The organism is Cereibacter sediminicola (genome assembly GCF_007668225.1).
In the GTDB taxonomy this organism is placed as follows: domain Bacteria; phylum Pseudomonadota; class Alphaproteobacteria; order Rhodobacterales; family Rhodobacteraceae; genus Cereibacter_A; species Cereibacter_A azotoformans.
In genome coordinates, this window is sequence record NZ_VDEK01000001.1 from 130,219 (window position 1) to 145,488 (window position 15,270).

At 69.4% G+C, this 15,270-nt stretch carries 19 protein-coding genes; all 19 read right to left on the reverse strand.

What is annotated here, in order from left to right; genetic code table 11:
* Positions 1–79: 79 nt before the first annotated feature.
* The 19 genes from cysE to FG154_RS00665 all read right to left on the reverse strand — a co-directional run bounded on the left by cysE (position 80) and on the right by FG154_RS00665 (position 15,111).
* Positions 80–886, reverse strand: coding sequence for a serine O-acetyltransferase (gene cysE / locus FG154_RS00575; protein ID WP_145103259.1), 807 nt, complete (start codon positions 884–886; stop codon positions 80–82).
* Entirely contained in the window at positions 879–1,328 is a 450-nt protein-coding gene (locus tag FG154_RS22085; protein WP_145103262.1) for a DUF7742 family protein, read from the reverse strand. The genes cysE and FG154_RS22085 overlap by 8 nt, the downstream gene beginning before the upstream one ends.
* Before the next feature lie 3 nt (positions 1,329–1,331).
* Positions 1,332–5,225, reverse strand: a complete 3,894-nt coding sequence (locus FG154_RS00585) for a baseplate multidomain protein megatron (protein WP_145103265.1) — start codon at positions 5,223–5,225, stop codon at positions 1,332–1,334.
* Positions 5,225–5,665: a C40 family peptidase gene (locus FG154_RS00590; RefSeq protein ID WP_145103268.1), complete on the reverse strand. Its 441-nt coding sequence runs from the start codon at positions 5,663–5,665 to the stop codon at positions 5,225–5,227. Before FG154_RS00590 ends, FG154_RS00585 begins: the two co-directional genes overlap by 1 nt.
* Positions 5,662–6,546 (reverse strand): DUF2163 domain-containing protein, encoded by an 885-nt coding sequence (locus tag FG154_RS00595; protein ID WP_145103271.1) that lies wholly within the window; start codon positions 6,544–6,546, stop codon positions 5,662–5,664. Before FG154_RS00595 ends, FG154_RS00590 begins: the two co-directional genes overlap by 4 nt.
* Positions 6,546–7,178, reverse strand: a complete 633-nt coding sequence (locus tag FG154_RS00600; RefSeq protein ID WP_145103274.1) for a DUF2460 domain-containing protein — start codon at positions 7,176–7,178, stop codon at positions 6,546–6,548. The genes FG154_RS00595 and FG154_RS00600 overlap by 1 nt, the downstream gene beginning before the upstream one ends.
* 9 nt (positions 7,179–7,187) lie before the next feature.
* A complete protein-coding gene (locus tag FG154_RS00605) occupies positions 7,188–7,838 on the reverse strand; it encodes a phage tail tape measure protein (protein WP_145103277.1) in 651 nt (216 codons plus the stop codon).
* Complete coding sequence (locus tag FG154_RS00610; RefSeq protein WP_011908122.1) at positions 7,831–8,031, reverse strand: rcc01693 family protein; 201 nt, start codon at positions 8,029–8,031, stop codon at positions 7,831–7,833. The genes FG154_RS00605 and FG154_RS00610 overlap by 8 nt, the downstream gene beginning before the upstream one ends.
* 1 nt (position 8,032) lies before the next feature.
* Positions 8,033–8,350, reverse strand: coding sequence for a gene transfer agent family protein (locus FG154_RS00615; RefSeq protein WP_145103281.1), 318 nt, complete (start codon positions 8,348–8,350; stop codon positions 8,033–8,035).
* Positions 8,350–8,763, reverse strand: coding sequence for a phage major tail protein, TP901-1 family (locus FG154_RS00620; protein ID WP_145103284.1), 414 nt, complete (start codon positions 8,761–8,763; stop codon positions 8,350–8,352). The genes FG154_RS00615 and FG154_RS00620 overlap by 1 nt, the downstream gene beginning before the upstream one ends.
* 33 nt (positions 8,764–8,796) lie before the next feature.
* Complete coding sequence (locus FG154_RS00625) at positions 8,797–9,195, reverse strand: DUF3168 domain-containing protein (protein ID WP_145103287.1); 399 nt, start codon at positions 9,193–9,195, stop codon at positions 8,797–8,799.
* The gene (locus FG154_RS00630) at positions 9,192–9,527 is read right to left on the reverse strand and encodes a head-tail adaptor protein (RefSeq protein ID WP_145103290.1); all 336 of its coding nucleotides are present in this window, start codon (positions 9,525–9,527) and stop codon (positions 9,192–9,194) included. The genes FG154_RS00625 and FG154_RS00630 overlap by 4 nt, the downstream gene beginning before the upstream one ends.
* Entirely contained in the window at positions 9,527–10,126 is a 600-nt protein-coding gene (locus FG154_RS00635; protein ID WP_145103293.1) for a head-tail connector protein, read from the reverse strand. Before FG154_RS00635 ends, FG154_RS00630 begins: the two co-directional genes overlap by 1 nt.
* 89 nt (positions 10,127–10,215) lie before the next feature.
* Complete coding sequence (locus FG154_RS00640) at positions 10,216–11,412, reverse strand: phage major capsid protein (RefSeq protein WP_145103296.1); 1,197 nt, start codon at positions 11,410–11,412, stop codon at positions 10,216–10,218.
* A 32-nt stretch (positions 11,413–11,444) separates the two neighbouring features.
* The gene (locus FG154_RS00645) at positions 11,445–12,008 is read right to left on the reverse strand and encodes an HK97 family phage prohead protease (protein WP_145103298.1); all 564 of its coding nucleotides are present in this window, start codon (positions 12,006–12,008) and stop codon (positions 11,445–11,447) included.
* Between the two features lie 4 nt (positions 12,009–12,012).
* Complete coding sequence (locus tag FG154_RS00650; protein ID WP_011908114.1) at positions 12,013–12,246, reverse strand: GTA head formation protein, RCAP_rcc01685 family; 234 nt, start codon at positions 12,244–12,246, stop codon at positions 12,013–12,015.
* Between the two features lies 1 nt (position 12,247).
* Positions 12,248–13,414, reverse strand: coding sequence for a phage portal protein (locus FG154_RS00655; protein ID WP_145103300.1), 1,167 nt, complete (start codon positions 13,412–13,414; stop codon positions 12,248–12,250).
* An 88-nt stretch (positions 13,415–13,502) separates the two neighbouring features.
* Positions 13,503–14,873, reverse strand: coding sequence for a DNA-packaging protein (locus FG154_RS00660; RefSeq protein WP_484051826.1), 1,371 nt, complete (start codon positions 14,871–14,873; stop codon positions 13,503–13,505).
* Entirely contained in the window at positions 14,794–15,111 is a 318-nt protein-coding gene (locus FG154_RS00665) for a hypothetical protein (RefSeq protein WP_235841392.1), read from the reverse strand. Before FG154_RS00665 ends, FG154_RS00660 begins: the two co-directional genes overlap by 80 nt.
* Between the last annotated feature and the right edge of the window lie 159 nt (positions 15,112–15,270).

Sequence of the window (15,270 nt, forward strand, 5' to 3'; positions counted from 1 at the left end):
CGGCGCAGCGGCGCTGATGTCGAACATGAGAAAGGGGCCGATCCTTGCGGATCGGCCCCTTTCCCGTGTCTCCGACGCTTCAACCGTCGTTGAGCAGATGGTCCATCGTGACCGCCGGCTGCGCGCATCCGGCCTCGCCCACCACGCGGGCCGGGACGCCCGCCACGGTGGTGCAGGGCGGCACGTCATGCAGCACGACCGAGCCCGCGGCGATCCGGCTGCAATGGCCGACATGGATGTTGCCCAGCACCTTGGCGCCTGCCCCGATCAGCACGCCATTGCCGATCTTGGGATGGCGGTCCCCATCCTCCTTGCCGGTCCCGCCCAGCGTCACGGAATGAAGCATCGAGACATTGTCACCCACCACGGCCGTCTCGCCGATCACGATGGAATGGGCGTGATCGATCATGATCCCGCGCCCCACCCGCGCGGCCGGATGGATATCGACGCCGAAGGCCTCGGACACACGCATCTGGACGAAGTAGGCCAGATCCTGCCGTCCGGTCGTCCAGAGCCAGTGTCCCACCCGATAGGCCTGCACGGCCTGATAGCCCTTGAAGAACAGGATCGGCTGGATGAAGCGATGGCAGGCGGGGTCCCGTTCATAGACCGCGACCATGTCGGCGCGCGCCATCTGCCCGAGTTCGGGGTCCGACGCATAGGCCTCGTCGGCGATCTCGCGCAGGATCTGCTCGCTCATCTCGCCCGAGGCCAGCTTCAGCGAAAAGCGGTAGGCCAGCGCCCGCTCCATCGAGGGGTGGTGCAAGAGGCTCGAATGCACGAGCCCACCGAGCAGAGGCTCGGTCAGGATGGCGGCATGGCCTTCCTCGACAATGCGCTGCCAGACCGGATCCACGGTTGCCACACGGGGTCTTGCCTCAGCCATCGCAGTGTCCTTTCCTCGTCACGGGCAAGTGTAGCACATAGTCATTCCGCCCGACAGTGGAAGGTGCCCGTGGCTCGTCCCGCACCAAAGGATCAGGCGGCCGCACGGCAACGATGGGCACGGCCGACGAAGGCGGGCCCGGCCGTCGCCGGTGCCGCCCCTGCCGGATGCGCCACGCGACGACCCCCGCCACAAGAGCCAGCGCCTCGAGCTGATCCGGGTCCGGCCCGGCCCCCTCCGCCCCGTGCGGCAAGCGGGCCGCGGCCGAGGCAAGGCAGCCATTGCCCCACAGCGGATGCGGATGGCCCAGCCGCCTCGAGATCTTGTGCGCGCGGTGGGCCTGCTCGATCAGGCACGCAAGCACCGCAGGGCGATCCTCACGGGGCAAGAGGGCAAGCCGACTGGCCACCGCCACCAGATCCGCCAGCAGCACACGCCGCATGGATCAGACCATCAGGCGCCGGAACGGGCCGGGCCCGAAGCTGTCCGAGACTTGCGCGACCTCGACCGCAAAGGTGCCCTCGGCACCATCCGCCGCCTGCGCCTCGGCCGTATAGGTCCAGCGAGGCGCCGTGACTTCCTCCTGCCGTCGCACCAGCCCGTTCATGCGGACCCGGACAAGATAGAGCTCGCTCCCCTCCCCCAGAGGCACGTCGCGCCCTTCCCAGCTGTCCCCGTCGATCCGCGTGCGCCTGATCCAGCGGACGAGCAGACCGCCGTCGCGCCGCTCGGCCGCGAGATGCACAGGGGCGAGCGGACGCAGGCCCACCCCGGCACAGGCGTCAACGCGATGGATCACATCCGCATCATCATAGCCACGCGCCGCGGCGCCGATCCGGTAGTGCCGGGCGAGGTTGCGCTCGGCGAGCGGCACCCCGAGTTGCACCAGGGCCGGGGTGATCAGCACCACCGCGCTTCCCGGGGGCCAGACCTCCGGCATCGTCGCATCCGTCCCGGCCTGCCCCCGTAGCCTTCGCGCAAGCTCCCACGTCCTGGGACCGGCGAGACGCGCCTCAGCGAACTGGAACAGCTCCCACCCATCCACCGAGCCGTCGCCGATGGCCATTACATTGGCGCCGTTCAGCACCTCGAGATCCGAGGCCGACGCAAGCGGCGGACCCTGCAGCTTCACCCGCAAGGCCACCCCCATGTCCCATCGACCGGCCGGCGCGGCCCGAAGCGGCGTCTGCGTCACGCCAAGCGTCGCCGCTCCGGTGACAACGCCGTTCAGCCGGTATCCCGCGTCCTGAATCGCGCTCCAGACGGCGACGCGCCCCGGCCAGGGCGCAGCCGCGACGGCCAGATGCGGCTCATGCGCGACCTCGGCCCCCGTCATCAGCGGCAGATCGAGGATGACGGCGTGCACCGGCATCTGCGCAGCGACCTTTCGTGCAGGCGGCCGCTGCTCTGCGATGTCGGCGGGTATGTAGATCCCCGGCTCCACCCGGACCGCTTCGGCAAGCTGCGCCTCAGCCTGCTCCAGCCGGTCGATGCGATAGCGCCGCCCCTCCAGTTCGAGCACATCCCCGGCCCCGAGCGCCAGTGCCGACCGCGGCAGCGCAAGGCGCAGACTGTCCCGCGCCACCCGGGACTCGGCCAGCCACCGCTCGACCGTCCCCCGCGCCTCGGCCGACGTCAGGACCAGCGGAACCTCGGACTGCGAGACCGCGAAGGTCGCCTCGTCCGGGAAGGCGGCCTCGACCTGCCGCGCCTCATAGTCGCCTTCGGCCTCGAGGAAACCCAGACGGACCCGCCCGGCCGTCTCCACCTCCGCCGCGCGGATCAGCTCCACCGCGCCGTCCAGCTCGTCGGACTGCACCAGAGCCTCACGCGCGATCTCGACGCTCCTGCGTCCGTCCCGCATGCGGAAGACCAGCATCCCGTCCCGCTCCAGCGCCTCGAACCCGTAGGCCAGCATCAGCGGCTGGAGGGCGGCGCGCGCCGTATCCACGTCGGTCAGCCCGTACCCCCGCACGACACCATGAAGGCCGGAGACGTCGATCGCCGTCACACCCGACCGCTCGCAGATCTCGGCCACCACCGCCGCGAGAGGTTGCGAGGCGGCGCGCCCGTTCAACCAGTGCCCGCGGGCGTAATTGTCCCCGTCGCTCCAGACATCGGCACGTGCCGGGAAGGCGGGAAACGGGCGCGCGTCCCAGGCCCAGACATGGGCACGACCCATGTCCACCATCCGCCCGCCGTACAGCGGTGAGACGGGATTGTTCGCCTCGTCGGCCCAGTATTCGGCCATGGCCCGCAGGTAATCCATGCCGATGGCGTCATCGCGCCGCCCCGAAGACCCCCGGGAAAGCGACGATTCCGAGCTTTTGGGGTCGAGGAACAGGTTGGGCTGGTTCGTGCCCAGATCGAGGGCCGGGCAGCCGTATTCCGTGAACCAGATCGGCTTCGAGCGCGGCACCCAGGCCGTGGGCTGTGCCTTCCGGGCGCCCGCGATCCTGTCGTGATGCGGCAGCGACCACCAGCTTTTCAGATCCTTGCAGCGATAGACCCACGGCTCTCCGAAGGCGCCGTCCGTGATGGGCACCCGATCCTGCGCAGCCGCTCCGGCTTCATCGCGGTAATACCAGTCATGGCCCTCGCCCCCGGCGACATTGGCCTTCAGATAGCCGAGCTCATGGACCGAGCCCCAATGCGCATCCGCATGATCCTCGCCCGCCCGCCAGTCCGACAGCGGCATGTAGTTGTCGATGCCGATGAAATCGATGTTCTCGTCCGCCCAGAGCGGGTCGAGATGAAAATGAACGTCCCCCTCCGGGTGGTAGCCGAACCATTCCGACCAGTCGGCGGCATAGCCGATCTTCACCGACGGCCCCAGGATCGAACGCACGTCCGCGGCGAGCCTGCGCAGTTCGGCCACGGCCGGAAAGCTGTCGCCGCTTGCACGGATCTGGGTCAGTCCGCGCATCTCCGACCCGATGCAAAAGGCACCGACGCCCCCCGCCAGCCGGCAGAGCCAGGCCGCATGCAGGATGAACCGCCGATAGCGCCACTCGTCCGGCCCGTCGTAGAGGATGCGGTCCCCCTCGATGCGGAACTGATCCGGCTCGGCGGTGCCGAAGAAGGCCGCCACCTCGGCCCCGGCGGCCGCGATGCGGTCCGGGCTTCCAGCTCGGCCAGGGGCCGCCGACAAGGTGATGCGGCCGCGCCAGGGAAGCACCGGCTGCCCCGCCTCTCCCGTCCAGGGGTTCGGCAGCGCATTTCCGGGCAACTGCTCCATCAGGATGAAGGGATAATAGACCACCGACCGGCCCGCCGCACGCAGGGCCCGGATGGCCTCGATCACGGCCGCATCCGCAGGCGTCCCGCCATAGACGGGGCGGTCCTCCAGACGGCCCACCAGCTGCGCACCGCCCCGATCAATCCCGCCCGCGCGCCACGCCATCTTCGAGGCGTCAAAACTGCCCTGCTCGACCTTCGGCCTGATCTCGCACTCCCCGCAGCGCAGGTCGCTTCCGAACCACGACACCACCAGCGAGACCGAGCGGCAGGCGGGCAGTTCGCCCCTCAACTGATCGAGCGAGGTGAGAAAGTCGCTCTGCCCGGAGGCCGAGTGCACATTGGCGGTTTCGCTTTCGCCCGGCCCGTAGTCGTAGGCGAGACGGCTCGTGGCCAGCGCATATTCGCCAGAGCCGGGGATCATCGCCACGCCCTTCACCGCGCGCTGCAGGTTCGTCACCCGGTCCGCCAGAGTGCCCTGCGCGGCGCGCATGACCTCGAAGGAGAACTGCGGAACCCGGTTCCCGAAGGGTTCGAGTTGCAGATCCTCGATGACCACATAGGCGATGCCGCGGTAGGCCGGGGCCAGACCGGCGCCCTCCACCGCTTCGATCTTCGGATCGGGAAGCTGATCCTCCGTCCCGCGATAGAGGCGAAGGTTGAGCGTGTTTGGCGCGATCTCGGCCCCGTCCGCCCAGATCCGCCCCACGCGCAGGATCTCCCCCTCGCACAGCCCGACGGCGAGGCTGACCGAGTAGGAATAACTGACGACGGTGGTCCTTGGACCGCCGCCTTTCCCACCGCTCGAACTCTCGGACTGGCTCTCGAGAAAACGCGAGGCCCAGATGACCTGCCCCGCAACCCGGTTCCGGCCGAAGATCTGCGCCACCGCGGCGCCCTCGCCCGCACCCATCAGGCGGAAACGTTCGATCCGGCCGGTGCGCACGGTCTGCGATCCGGCCCCCATCAGGCGCTGATCGATCATCTGCCCGACCGTCGCCCCGATGGCGCGGCCGATCACCGCGCCGGTCAGCCCCAGCACCGTGCCGCCAAAGCCAGCCCCGACCGCCGAGCCCGCCGCCGCAAGCAATAGCGTTGCCATCAGTCAGTCCTTTCAGGGAAGGAATAGCGCGCCGCAAGCCGCCGCGCCCAAGGCTCCGAGAGCGGATTTTCCAGCACGCCATGCCCGCAATAGGCATGAACGAAAGACATCTCGGGGCCGCTGCACACCAGGATGCCGAGATGCTTGGCCACAGCCTCGGGACGCATCCGGAACAGAAGAACGTCTCCCTCCGACACCGCCTCCAGCGGCTTTCTGAGCAGCCACCGATCGCAGGCGTCCATCAGCCGCTCTTCACCCGACGGCTCGGACCAGTCGGGGGTGTAGGGCGGCACGAGGCCCGGCTCGGGCCCGACAAGCGCCCGCCAGATCCCTCGCAGCAGGCCCAGGCAATCCGTGCCAGCGCCGCGTGTCGAGGCCTGATGCACATAGGGCGTGCCGATCCAGCGCCGCGCCTCCGCCACCACGTCCGCGCCGCTCATTCCCACAGGCTCCCGCCGTCATTGGCCTTGGCCGAAGCCGGATAGGCACTCAGCCAATCCTCTCCCGGAAGATGCGGAAAGCCGCGAAAGTTGCGCAGATTGCCGAACTTGAGCCGGCAGGTCTCGGCCCGCCGGTCGCAGCCGGCCTCGAGCCGCACAAGGTCTCCTGCGGCGATCTCCGGCCCAAGCGCCTCCCACAGCTCGATTGTCCGTGCGTCCCCGGACCGCCGGTCGTTCTTCACCACGCCGATCGACCCCTTGGCCGTCCCGCTCAGGACGACAAGACGCCCCTGCTCGAACCAGCGGTCGGCATAGGCCGCGAGCCCCGCAAACCCGAAGACCTGCCGGCCCTTGACCGACCCCACGGACCGCTCGACCGAGAATGCGCCATTGCTCAGATCAAGACCGCACTTGCCGTCCCCCAGGACCGACTGGCAGTCGCGCTGATAGACCCGTCCCTGCGGCTGGTTCAACGCCTCGGTCAGGCCGCGCAACTCGGCGCGGAAACGCCCGCCCGCGTGGGTGATCTCGCCCAGTGTGCCCCGAAACTGCAACAGCCGCTCGCCCGGATCCATCCAGTTCACCAGCCAGGCGAGAACCCCCGCCCCGTCGAAGCGCCCGGCCAGCAGATCCCCCTCGGTCACCGAGGCATGCGAGAGCGCGCCCACCGTCTCGGCATTGTCCACCGAAAGGCCGGTCGTCTGCTGCAACGCCGTCGACGTCAGGCCGGTCTCGGCCCGGAACAGGATCCCCTCAAAGCCGAGATCCCGATCGTGATCGGTAAAGCCGAACACCCGCCCGTCGCGCCGCGTGACGGCCCAGCAGCGGCACACCGTCGTCGCACCGTTCTTCAGATGCGCATGAAGCTCCTGTGCGCCCATCAGACCCGCACCTCCATCACGGGAACGCTCGGCACCTCGCCCGCCTGGAACGAGGCCATCGAGATCTGGATCCGGTCCGTGTCGAACCGGACCGGGACGTCGAACTCGAACCCCGCCGTGACCTCCGCCCCTGCGGCGGGTGCTGCGGCAAGTGTCACCAGCCCCGTCGTCGCATCGACCGAAAATCCCGCACCCGGTGCCAGGACGGCGCCGGCCACGGCCACGGCCACTGTCCCCGCGACCGGCTTGGTCACAGGCCGGACATAGCTTTCGGCCCCCGAACTGTAGGTCTTCTGCAGTGCAAAGGTGCGCGCCGTGCCGTCGCCCGTGCCGATGAACTGATCATGGGCTTGCGGCACCTCATCCGGCGCGCAGGAGCGGAAGTCGGCCCAGTCCTTCCAGCGAAATCCGAACAGCTGCCCGCGGCGGGCCTCGAAGAAGGCAAGCACCGCCTCCACGTCGCGCAGCGAGCGCAGCGCCACCCCCGCGTCAAAGCGTCGGCGGGAGTGCGCCCAGAGGCTGTTGCGCTCCTCGAACCCGTTGACGAGCGTGACGATTTCGGTCCGCCGCTCGGGGCCGCCGACCGAGCCGAAGCTGAGGTTCGTCGGAAACCGGACCTCGTGAAAGCTCATGCCGTTCCCCTATCCATTGCGTTGCCCGCGCGAGAGCATGCGGCTCACCTGCGCCGCGATCTGGCCCCGGCTGCGCTCAAAGCCCTGCACGTCGGGCGTGGCCACGTTCATCACCACCTGAACGGCCCGGCCGCCGCCGGCCTGCACGCCCAGCCGCCCGTCCGTCCCGCGCGCCAGCGGCAGGATCGCCTCAGGCCCCGCCTCGCCCATGATTCCGGTTCCGCCGCGCATCGCGAAGGGCGTGGCGCCGGCCACCACCCCGCCCCGCGCGAAGGGCATCACCCGCCCCTGCGCAAAGGCCGCCCCCCTGGCGAAAGGCAAGAGCCCGCCCAGCACCGAGTTCAGCCCGTTCGCCACGAAGCCCGAAACGGCGTCCTGCACCGGCTTCATGGCGATCGAATAGACCGTGCGCGAGATCGACTGCGCGAGGCCCTCCATCGCGTCCGAGAGCTTCATCCCGTCGAAGAGCACGCCGTCAAAGGCGCGGCGAAGGCCCGTTCCCACGCCGCTCGACAGCCGGTCTACCTCGCGGCCCGTGAACACCATGGACTCCCGCATCCGCGCCAGTTCCGCCTCGAAGGTGGCCGTCATGCCGGCCGCATTGCCCAGCGTCGCCTCGAGTGCCGCCACCTGCTCTTCGAGAGCCTCGATGTCAGCCATCATCCTCATCCTTTCGCATGTCAGGATAGGCGCGCAGCAACTCGTCCAGCCGTGCGCGCGACAGGGGCGACACCGCGGACGCCCCCAGCATGATCCTCAACTCGGCGGGCGTGAGCCGCCAGAAGGCGTCCGGCGACAGCCGAAGCCCCTCGAGCCCCACCCGCAGCAGCCCGGCCCAGTCCAGCCCGGCCATGTCACTCCTCCGGCAGGGCGAAGGCGCGGGCCAGCAGTTCGGCCGCGGCGCGCGCGGCCCCCACGGGCCCACCGGCCAGATCCGCGCGCCGCAGGTCCTCCGCCGAGCCCTGCCAGCCCCCGCCGCGCAATCCCGCCACCAGCACCGCCAGCACGTCCCGCGCCGAGAACCGCCGCTCCTCGAACCTCTCCGCAAGCGCGATCAGACTGTCGGCCCCGAGGTTCGCCTCCAGCTCCGCCAACGCGCCCAAGGTGAGCTTGCCCGTGTGGCGCTGGCCATCCAGCCAGATCGCCACCTCTCCTGCCCAGGGATTGGCCATCACAGCGCCGCAAAGCCGAGCTTGCCCGCCGAGGCAAGCGTCATCTCGTAGGTCGCCTCGCCGTCATGACTCCCGGCATATTCGATGGAAGAGATCAGGAACGGCCCCTCGACCACACCAAAGCTCGGGATCACCACCTGAAAGCGCGGGGCCTCTCCGGCAAAGAACAGCGCCCGGGCCCGCTCGTCCGTTGCTTCGTCCCGGAACACGCCCGAGCCCGAGATCGAGGCCGATTTCACACCCGCCCCCGCAAGCAGCTCCCTCCATCCCCCTTGGCTCTCGAGCGAGGTCACATCCACCGTCTCCGCGTTGAAACTGATCCTCGTGGCGCGAAGCCCGGCCATCGTCTGAAAGACGCCGCTCCCCGTCAGATCCACCTTGACCAGCAGGTCCCTGCCGTTCTGCACGCCCATGACTCTTCTCCTTGATGTCCGGCCAGGCCGGTGTCAGTCCTCGACCCGCGCGCGGAAGGTGAGGTCGATGCGCCGTGCCCCGCCCGAGGCAAGCCGGCGCGCCGTGCCCTTCAGGAAGCGCAGACCCACCAGCCGCCCCCGGTCCAGCGCAAGCGACGCATCCTCGAGCGCGTCCGAGACGGACGCCGCCACCCGCTTCGCCTCAAGGAAACCCGCCGCATCCGAGATCACGCTGATCGTGAAGCGGTGCTCGGCACCTCCGCCGGTGCCGTCCGAGAGGTCGCGCACCTCCTCGGGTCCGATCAGAACCCAGGTGCCCCGCCCCCCGCCCTTCGGCAGGGCGTCATGCACCGGCACGTCCGCAAGGTCCGGCCACGCGGCCAGCCGCTGGAAGAGCGCCGCCTGCAATGCGGCCGCAGCCCCGTAGCTCATGCCGGCACCTCCTCGCGGGCAAAGCAGGTGAGGTAACGCCCGCCCGCATCCTTCTCGCTCACCGCCAGGATGGGGTAGATCCGCCCGCCTTCGCGGAAGCGTTGCCCCGGCTCGGGCCGCGCCATCGAGCCCATTGGCGACGCGCGAACCGTAATCTTCAGCGGCACCGAACCCACCGGCACCTCCGCAATCGCCACCTCGCGCCCGGTGCCCGGCTCGATCTTCGCCCAGAGCGTTCCGAGACCCGCCCAGCTCAGCGCGCGGCCCCCGGCCCCATCCTCCTCCGACAGCGGTGCCTCGAGCACGAGCCGCCGGTTGAGCATCTCACGCATCACGCCACTCCCCCGCCCAGCAGCCGGACCGTCCGCCAGCGTTCGATCAGGGTGGCGACCTGCCGGGGCAGCCCCGCAGCACTCAGGCCCGGCTCGTATCGGTTCTCGTAGTAATCCGCCGCAAGCAGCATCACCGCCTGCGCCAGATCCGGAGGAACCTCGGCCCAGCTCTCGCCGAAACCCGCGTCGAACAGGATCTCGACCCGCCCGCCCTCCGGCACGGACGGCAGCAGCCCCACCCTCGGCATCAGCTTCGGCCGGTGCTGGTCGCGCACCAGCCGCCAGAGGCTTGGAGAGACAGGCATCGCGCGGTCCTGCCCGTCCACCCGCACGACCGAGATCACCTCGCTCACCGGCGCAACCGGCAGGGCCTGCGCCTCGTCCGTCCGCCAGTCATCGAGCACCAGCAGATACCGACGGGCGAGCAGCACCTTGCCGGTGCGGCCTTCGATTGTCGTCATGGCCGCGCGAAGGAACGAGGCCAGCAGCCCGTCCTGCAGCCCCTCCTCGCCAAAACCCGAACCGAGGCGCAGATGCTCCTTCAGCCGGGCCACCGGCAACGCGCCGTCCGGCACCGCCGTCTGCTCGATCAACATCATGGGAAGAACTCCGATCTCCGGGGAAGCGCGCGCCGGGGCCCCGGCGCACGCCCGCCGCCCGTCGCGGGGGCGGCTTCGCGCCGCATCCGTCAGGACACCGCGAACTTCAGCAGCTTGATCGCCGCGTAATCGGTCACGTCACCGCCGACCCGCTTCGTGGCGTAGAACAGGACGTGCGGCTTGGCCGAGAACGGATCGCGCAGCACCCGAACCTCGGGCCGTTCGGCGATCGTGTAACCCGCTGCGAAATCCCCGAAGGCGATGGCGAAGGCGTTGGCGGCGATGTCCGGCATGTCCTCGCACAGCAGCACCGGATAGCCCATCAGCCGCGCGGGCTCGGCCGCGGCCAACCCGTCCGACCACAGGAAGCGGCCGTCCGAGTCCTTCATCTTGCGCACGGCACCCGCGGTCTTCGAGTTCATCACGAAGGTCGCGTTGGCGCGGTAATCGGCGCCCAGCGCATAGATCAGGCTGATGATGCAGTCGGCCGGGTTCGTCCCGAGAAAGTCGTTCGTCGCCCCCGTGGGGATGTATCCGATGTTGCCCCAGGTCCAGGACGCGTTCGGCACCTTCGCAGGCACGAGGAACCCGCGCGGCTTGTCGGCGCCGTCGCCGCTCACGAAGGCCGCGCTCTCGGCCCGCATGAAGCGGGTGGCAATCTTACCCGCAAGCCACCCCTCCACGTCGAAGGCCGCATCGTCCAGAAGCCGCTGGCTCGCCTTCGGCATGGCCGACAGTTCGTGCAGCTTGATCGAGATGCGTTCGATCGCAGGTGTCGCGCTCTCGCTGATGGCGCTCGCCTCGGTCGCCCAGCCCGAGCCCACTTCGGTGCGGTCGATAAGGACCTCGAAGCTCGTGGCCTCCACATTGACCACCCCGGCGATCTGCCGGATCGAGGCCGTCGAGAGCAGCATCGAGCGGATCGTGTCCGAGGTCTGGGTATCCACCAGATAGCCGCCGTCCGCCGCCACCGCGGTCGTCATCGCCTTACCCTCCAGGACAAGCCCGCGCAGCCCGTCGTCGTCGCCCGAGCGGAGATAGGCTCCGAAGGCCTTGCGATGCGGCGCCTCCTGGTCGGCCGCGGCCGAAAGCGCCGGGCGCCCGTAGATCATGGTTTTGCGGTCCAGCATGGTCAAACGCTCTTCCTGTTGTTGCAACACGGTCTTCACCTCATCCTGAAAGAGCTTGATCTCCCTCAGAAAACCGGCCATTGCGGCTTTCGCCTCTCCAGCCGGGTCTGGGCCTGCGGACATGCCTGTCCCGGCCCGAGCCCAGGTCTCGGTCATCCTCGTCTTCCTCTGGCTTGTGGTGGTTCGGGTCAGACGCCGGACAGGCTCTGCCGCGCGTCCTCGAAGAGTTCGGCGATGTCGTGCCAGTCCAGCTCGTCGTGGTCCTCGCCCTTCGAGGCGACGCGCGCCTCGGGCAGCATCGGGAAGGTGACAAGGGACACCTCCCAGAGTTCGATCTCGGTCAGCACACGATGCCCCTTCGCGTCCCGTTCGGACCGGACGGTGCGATAGCCGATCGACAGACCGTCGATGGCCCCTGCCGCAATGAGCGCCGCCGCTTCGCGCCCCCGGCCGATCTCGGTCAGGATGCGGCCCTTGACCCACAGGCCGGTCTCATCCTCATGCACCTCGTCCCAGACGCCGATCACCTCGGCCGGGTCGTGCTGCCAGAGCATCTTCACCCGCCGGCCCTGCAACCTCATCGCCTCGAGCGAGGCGGCATAGGCATTGCGCGCCACCACGTCGCCGCCATGGTCGGGGCGGCCGAAGATCGAGGCATATCCCTCGATCATCGAACCCTCCGACAGGACTAGGCCCGTCTCGGGCCGGTGGAACTTGCGCTCGGGCGCACCGAATTCGTCTCTCATTCGCATCCGCTCACTCCAAAAGGGCCCGCGCCACAGCCTCCGCCCCCTGCATCAGCAGGAAGGCTGCGACACCGTAGAGCCAGAGCCACATGCGCTGCTCCACCCGCTCCAGCCCGTTCTCGATCCGCCCCAGCCGGAAATCGATCGCCGTCAGGCGTTCACCCGCAACGCGCTCGTTGGCATCGATCCGCGCGTGCGCCGCGTCAAAGCTCTGAAACAGGTAGCGCGAGCCGCTCTGGTCCATCTCATTCCTCCTCCGCGATCCTTGGCAGACCCAGCAGCATCCGCTTCTCCGCCTCGGTCAGGAAATCCGCGTCCGAAACCCGCGCCCATTGCTGGTCCCGCTCGGCCGCAAGCGCCGGCACCTGATCGAGATCCGGGCGAAGCTCCACCGCCTCTCCGGTGAAGCCGGCCAGCCAGTGCGAGATCGCCGCCGTCACCCGTGCCGCCAGAGGCAGCACCGTCAGCCGGTAGAAGGCGCGGTGGGCCTCCTGATAATTCGCGTAGGTCGCCTCGCCCGGTATCCCGAGCAGCATCGGCGGCACGCCGAAGGCGATGGCGATCTCGCGCGCGGCCGCCTCCTTGGTGGTGTGAAACTCCATGTCCGAAGGCGAGAAGCCCATCGGCTTCCAGTCGAGCCCCCCTTCCAGCAACATGGGGCGGCCGGCGTTGCGCGCGCCCTGATGGTTCACCTCGATCTCGCTCACCAGCCGGTCGTATTGCTCGGCCGAAAGCGCGCCCTGTCCGTCCACGCCCCTGTAGATGATGGCGCCCGAGGGGCGCGCGGCATTGTCCAGCAGCGCCTTCGACCAGGCCGAGGCCGAGACATGCACATCCAGCGCCACTGCCGCCGCCTGAAGCGGCGAAAAGCCGTAGTGGTCATCCTGTGGATGAAAGGTGCGGATATGGCAGATCGGCATCGTCTCGGTCATGTCGAACCGGATGCGCCGCCCCCCCACCGCATAATCATAGGCCACCGGCCATCCATCCGGCCCCGGCACAAGGCTCATCCGGTCCGACCGCAACAGATGCAACTCGCCGGGCAGCCTCGACAGGCCCGCCACCGCCTCGAGATAGGCGTTCCCCGTCAGCAGCAGTTGCCCATAGACCGCCTCCAGCAGTTCCGCCCGGCCCTGAAGCGGGTTCGGACGGGCGATCAACTCCAGGATCGGATGGCTGTCATAGCGCCGCTCGTGATCCTGCAGCAGCAGCGGAAGCGCCGCCGCCGCCTCCGAGATCAGCTTGACCGAACGGAAGGCGATCGGGTTGCCGAGAAACCCGTTGCGGGTCAGCGACACGGTATCCCGCGGGCTCCAGGCCACGCGCCCCGTGCTCCAGCCCACCAGCGGGCCGGTGGCCGAGGCCTTCCGCTCGGGCGGCGCGGCCTTTTTCCTCAGGAAGTCGAACAGCATCGGCAAGAACTCCTCTGTCGCGCGGACATGCGCCGCCGCGCCGCGGCCCTTGCAGGCCGCGGATCCCCCCGCTCTTCGGGGTCAGCCGTTACAGCAGGCGCATCCGCGGGTTCACCCAGGCCCGCGCCGGCTCGATCATCAGGTCGGTCAGCGCCCAGACCAGCGCATCCAGCCGGTCCGGTGAGCCGCGGCCGTCGTAGCCGCGCACCGTCATCCGGCACATCTGATCCTCGAGATCGCCCAGACCCCGCAGATGCCGGACCCGCCCCTGCTCGTAGAGCGCGGCAACGGGTTCCGCCCGCGCCGCCTTCCCGCGCGAGGCATGGACAGCCCGGAACGGCACGAGCGGGTCGATCTGCCGGATCACCGTTTCCACCAGATCGCCCCCCTGGTTCACCTCGGCCACCAGCCGATCCGCCCCATGCCGATGCAGCGCATCGAGCGCCGCCCGCGCCCAGCGATCCGGGCTCGCAGCCCCGACCGAGGCATCCTCGAGCACGACTGCCCGCCAATCCTGCGGCGCACCTTCGGTCCGCGCGCCCACCACCACGATGCCGCATTCGTCCGAGGCTTCGTGCCCGGTCACGGGCGGATCGACCGCCACCACGATCCGGTCCAGTGGACCCGCCTCCTCGGCCCGCAGCGCCTCGATCCGCGCCGTGGTCCAGAGCGCGCCCTCGACATCCTCCAGCAACAGCCCCTCCAGCTCCTGCCGCCCGAGGCGCGTGCCGTCGTACCGGGCATGAACCTCGTCGAGGAAGGACTTCGCCAGATAGGCCCGGTTCGCCTCGGTCGGCGCATGCGTGACCACCGTCGAGGGGTTGTCGAGGATCTGGCGCAGCACGGGCACGTTGCGTGGCGTCGTCGTCACCACCTGCCGCGGCTGATCGCCCAGCCGCAGCGAGAATTGCAGCATGTCCCACGCCTCTTCGGCGCGGGCCCACTTGGCCAGTTCGTCGGCCCAGGCGGCGTCGAACTGAGGCCCGCGAAGGCTCTCGGGATCATGGGCCGAGAACACCTGCGCCACCGCCCCGTTCGGCCACACGAGGCGCTTGCGCCCCGCCTCCCATTCGGGCCGCCGATCGGGCGGCGAGCACGCCAGCAGGCCGCTCTCGCCGAACACCATCACTTCGCGGGTCTGATCGACCGTCTCGCCCACCAGCGCCACATGGCGCGACCGGCCCGGATCCCCGGGCCTCGGGCCCTCCACCTCCGAGCGGACCCACTCCGCCCCCGCCCGGGTCTTGCCCGCGCCCCGGCCGCCCATCACCACCCAGCTCTTCCACCCGCCCTCGGGCGCAAGCTGGTGCGGCAGCGCCCAGAACTCGAACATCCAGGGCAGCGCCAGCAGCGCATCCCCGCCCAGCCGGCCCAGGAACTCATCCGCCCGCTCCGGCGTCGCGGAGGCGAGCCAGGCGGCGCCCAATCTCAGCCCGTGCGGCCTCGAGGTCGAGGGCATAGTCATGGACGATCCCGCCCGCGGTCCTGCGTAGCCGTTCAACCCTCGCCCTTTCGTCCATCACCAGTTGAAGCGCGGCCTTGAGATCCTTCACCGCCTGCACGGCGGCGCGAACCTCCTCGGCCCGGCCCTCCGACAGCTTCCTGCGGGCGCGGACGAGATCCTCGGCCGCCTCGCGGTAAAGCTCTTCCGTCTCCGCCAGCAGATCGACTGGCGGGGGTTTCTTCACGATCGTCATGTGCAGCTGCTTCCGCCTCCCGAGGCTCGGCCGGCCAAAGGAAAAGCGGCCCCGGGTTGCCCCGTGCCGCTTGCCCACCTCTTCCAGCATGTCACAAGGGATACATTGGACCGCCCGCCAAGTCAAGCGGAAAACCGTTCCCCGTCAAAGGCTTATCGC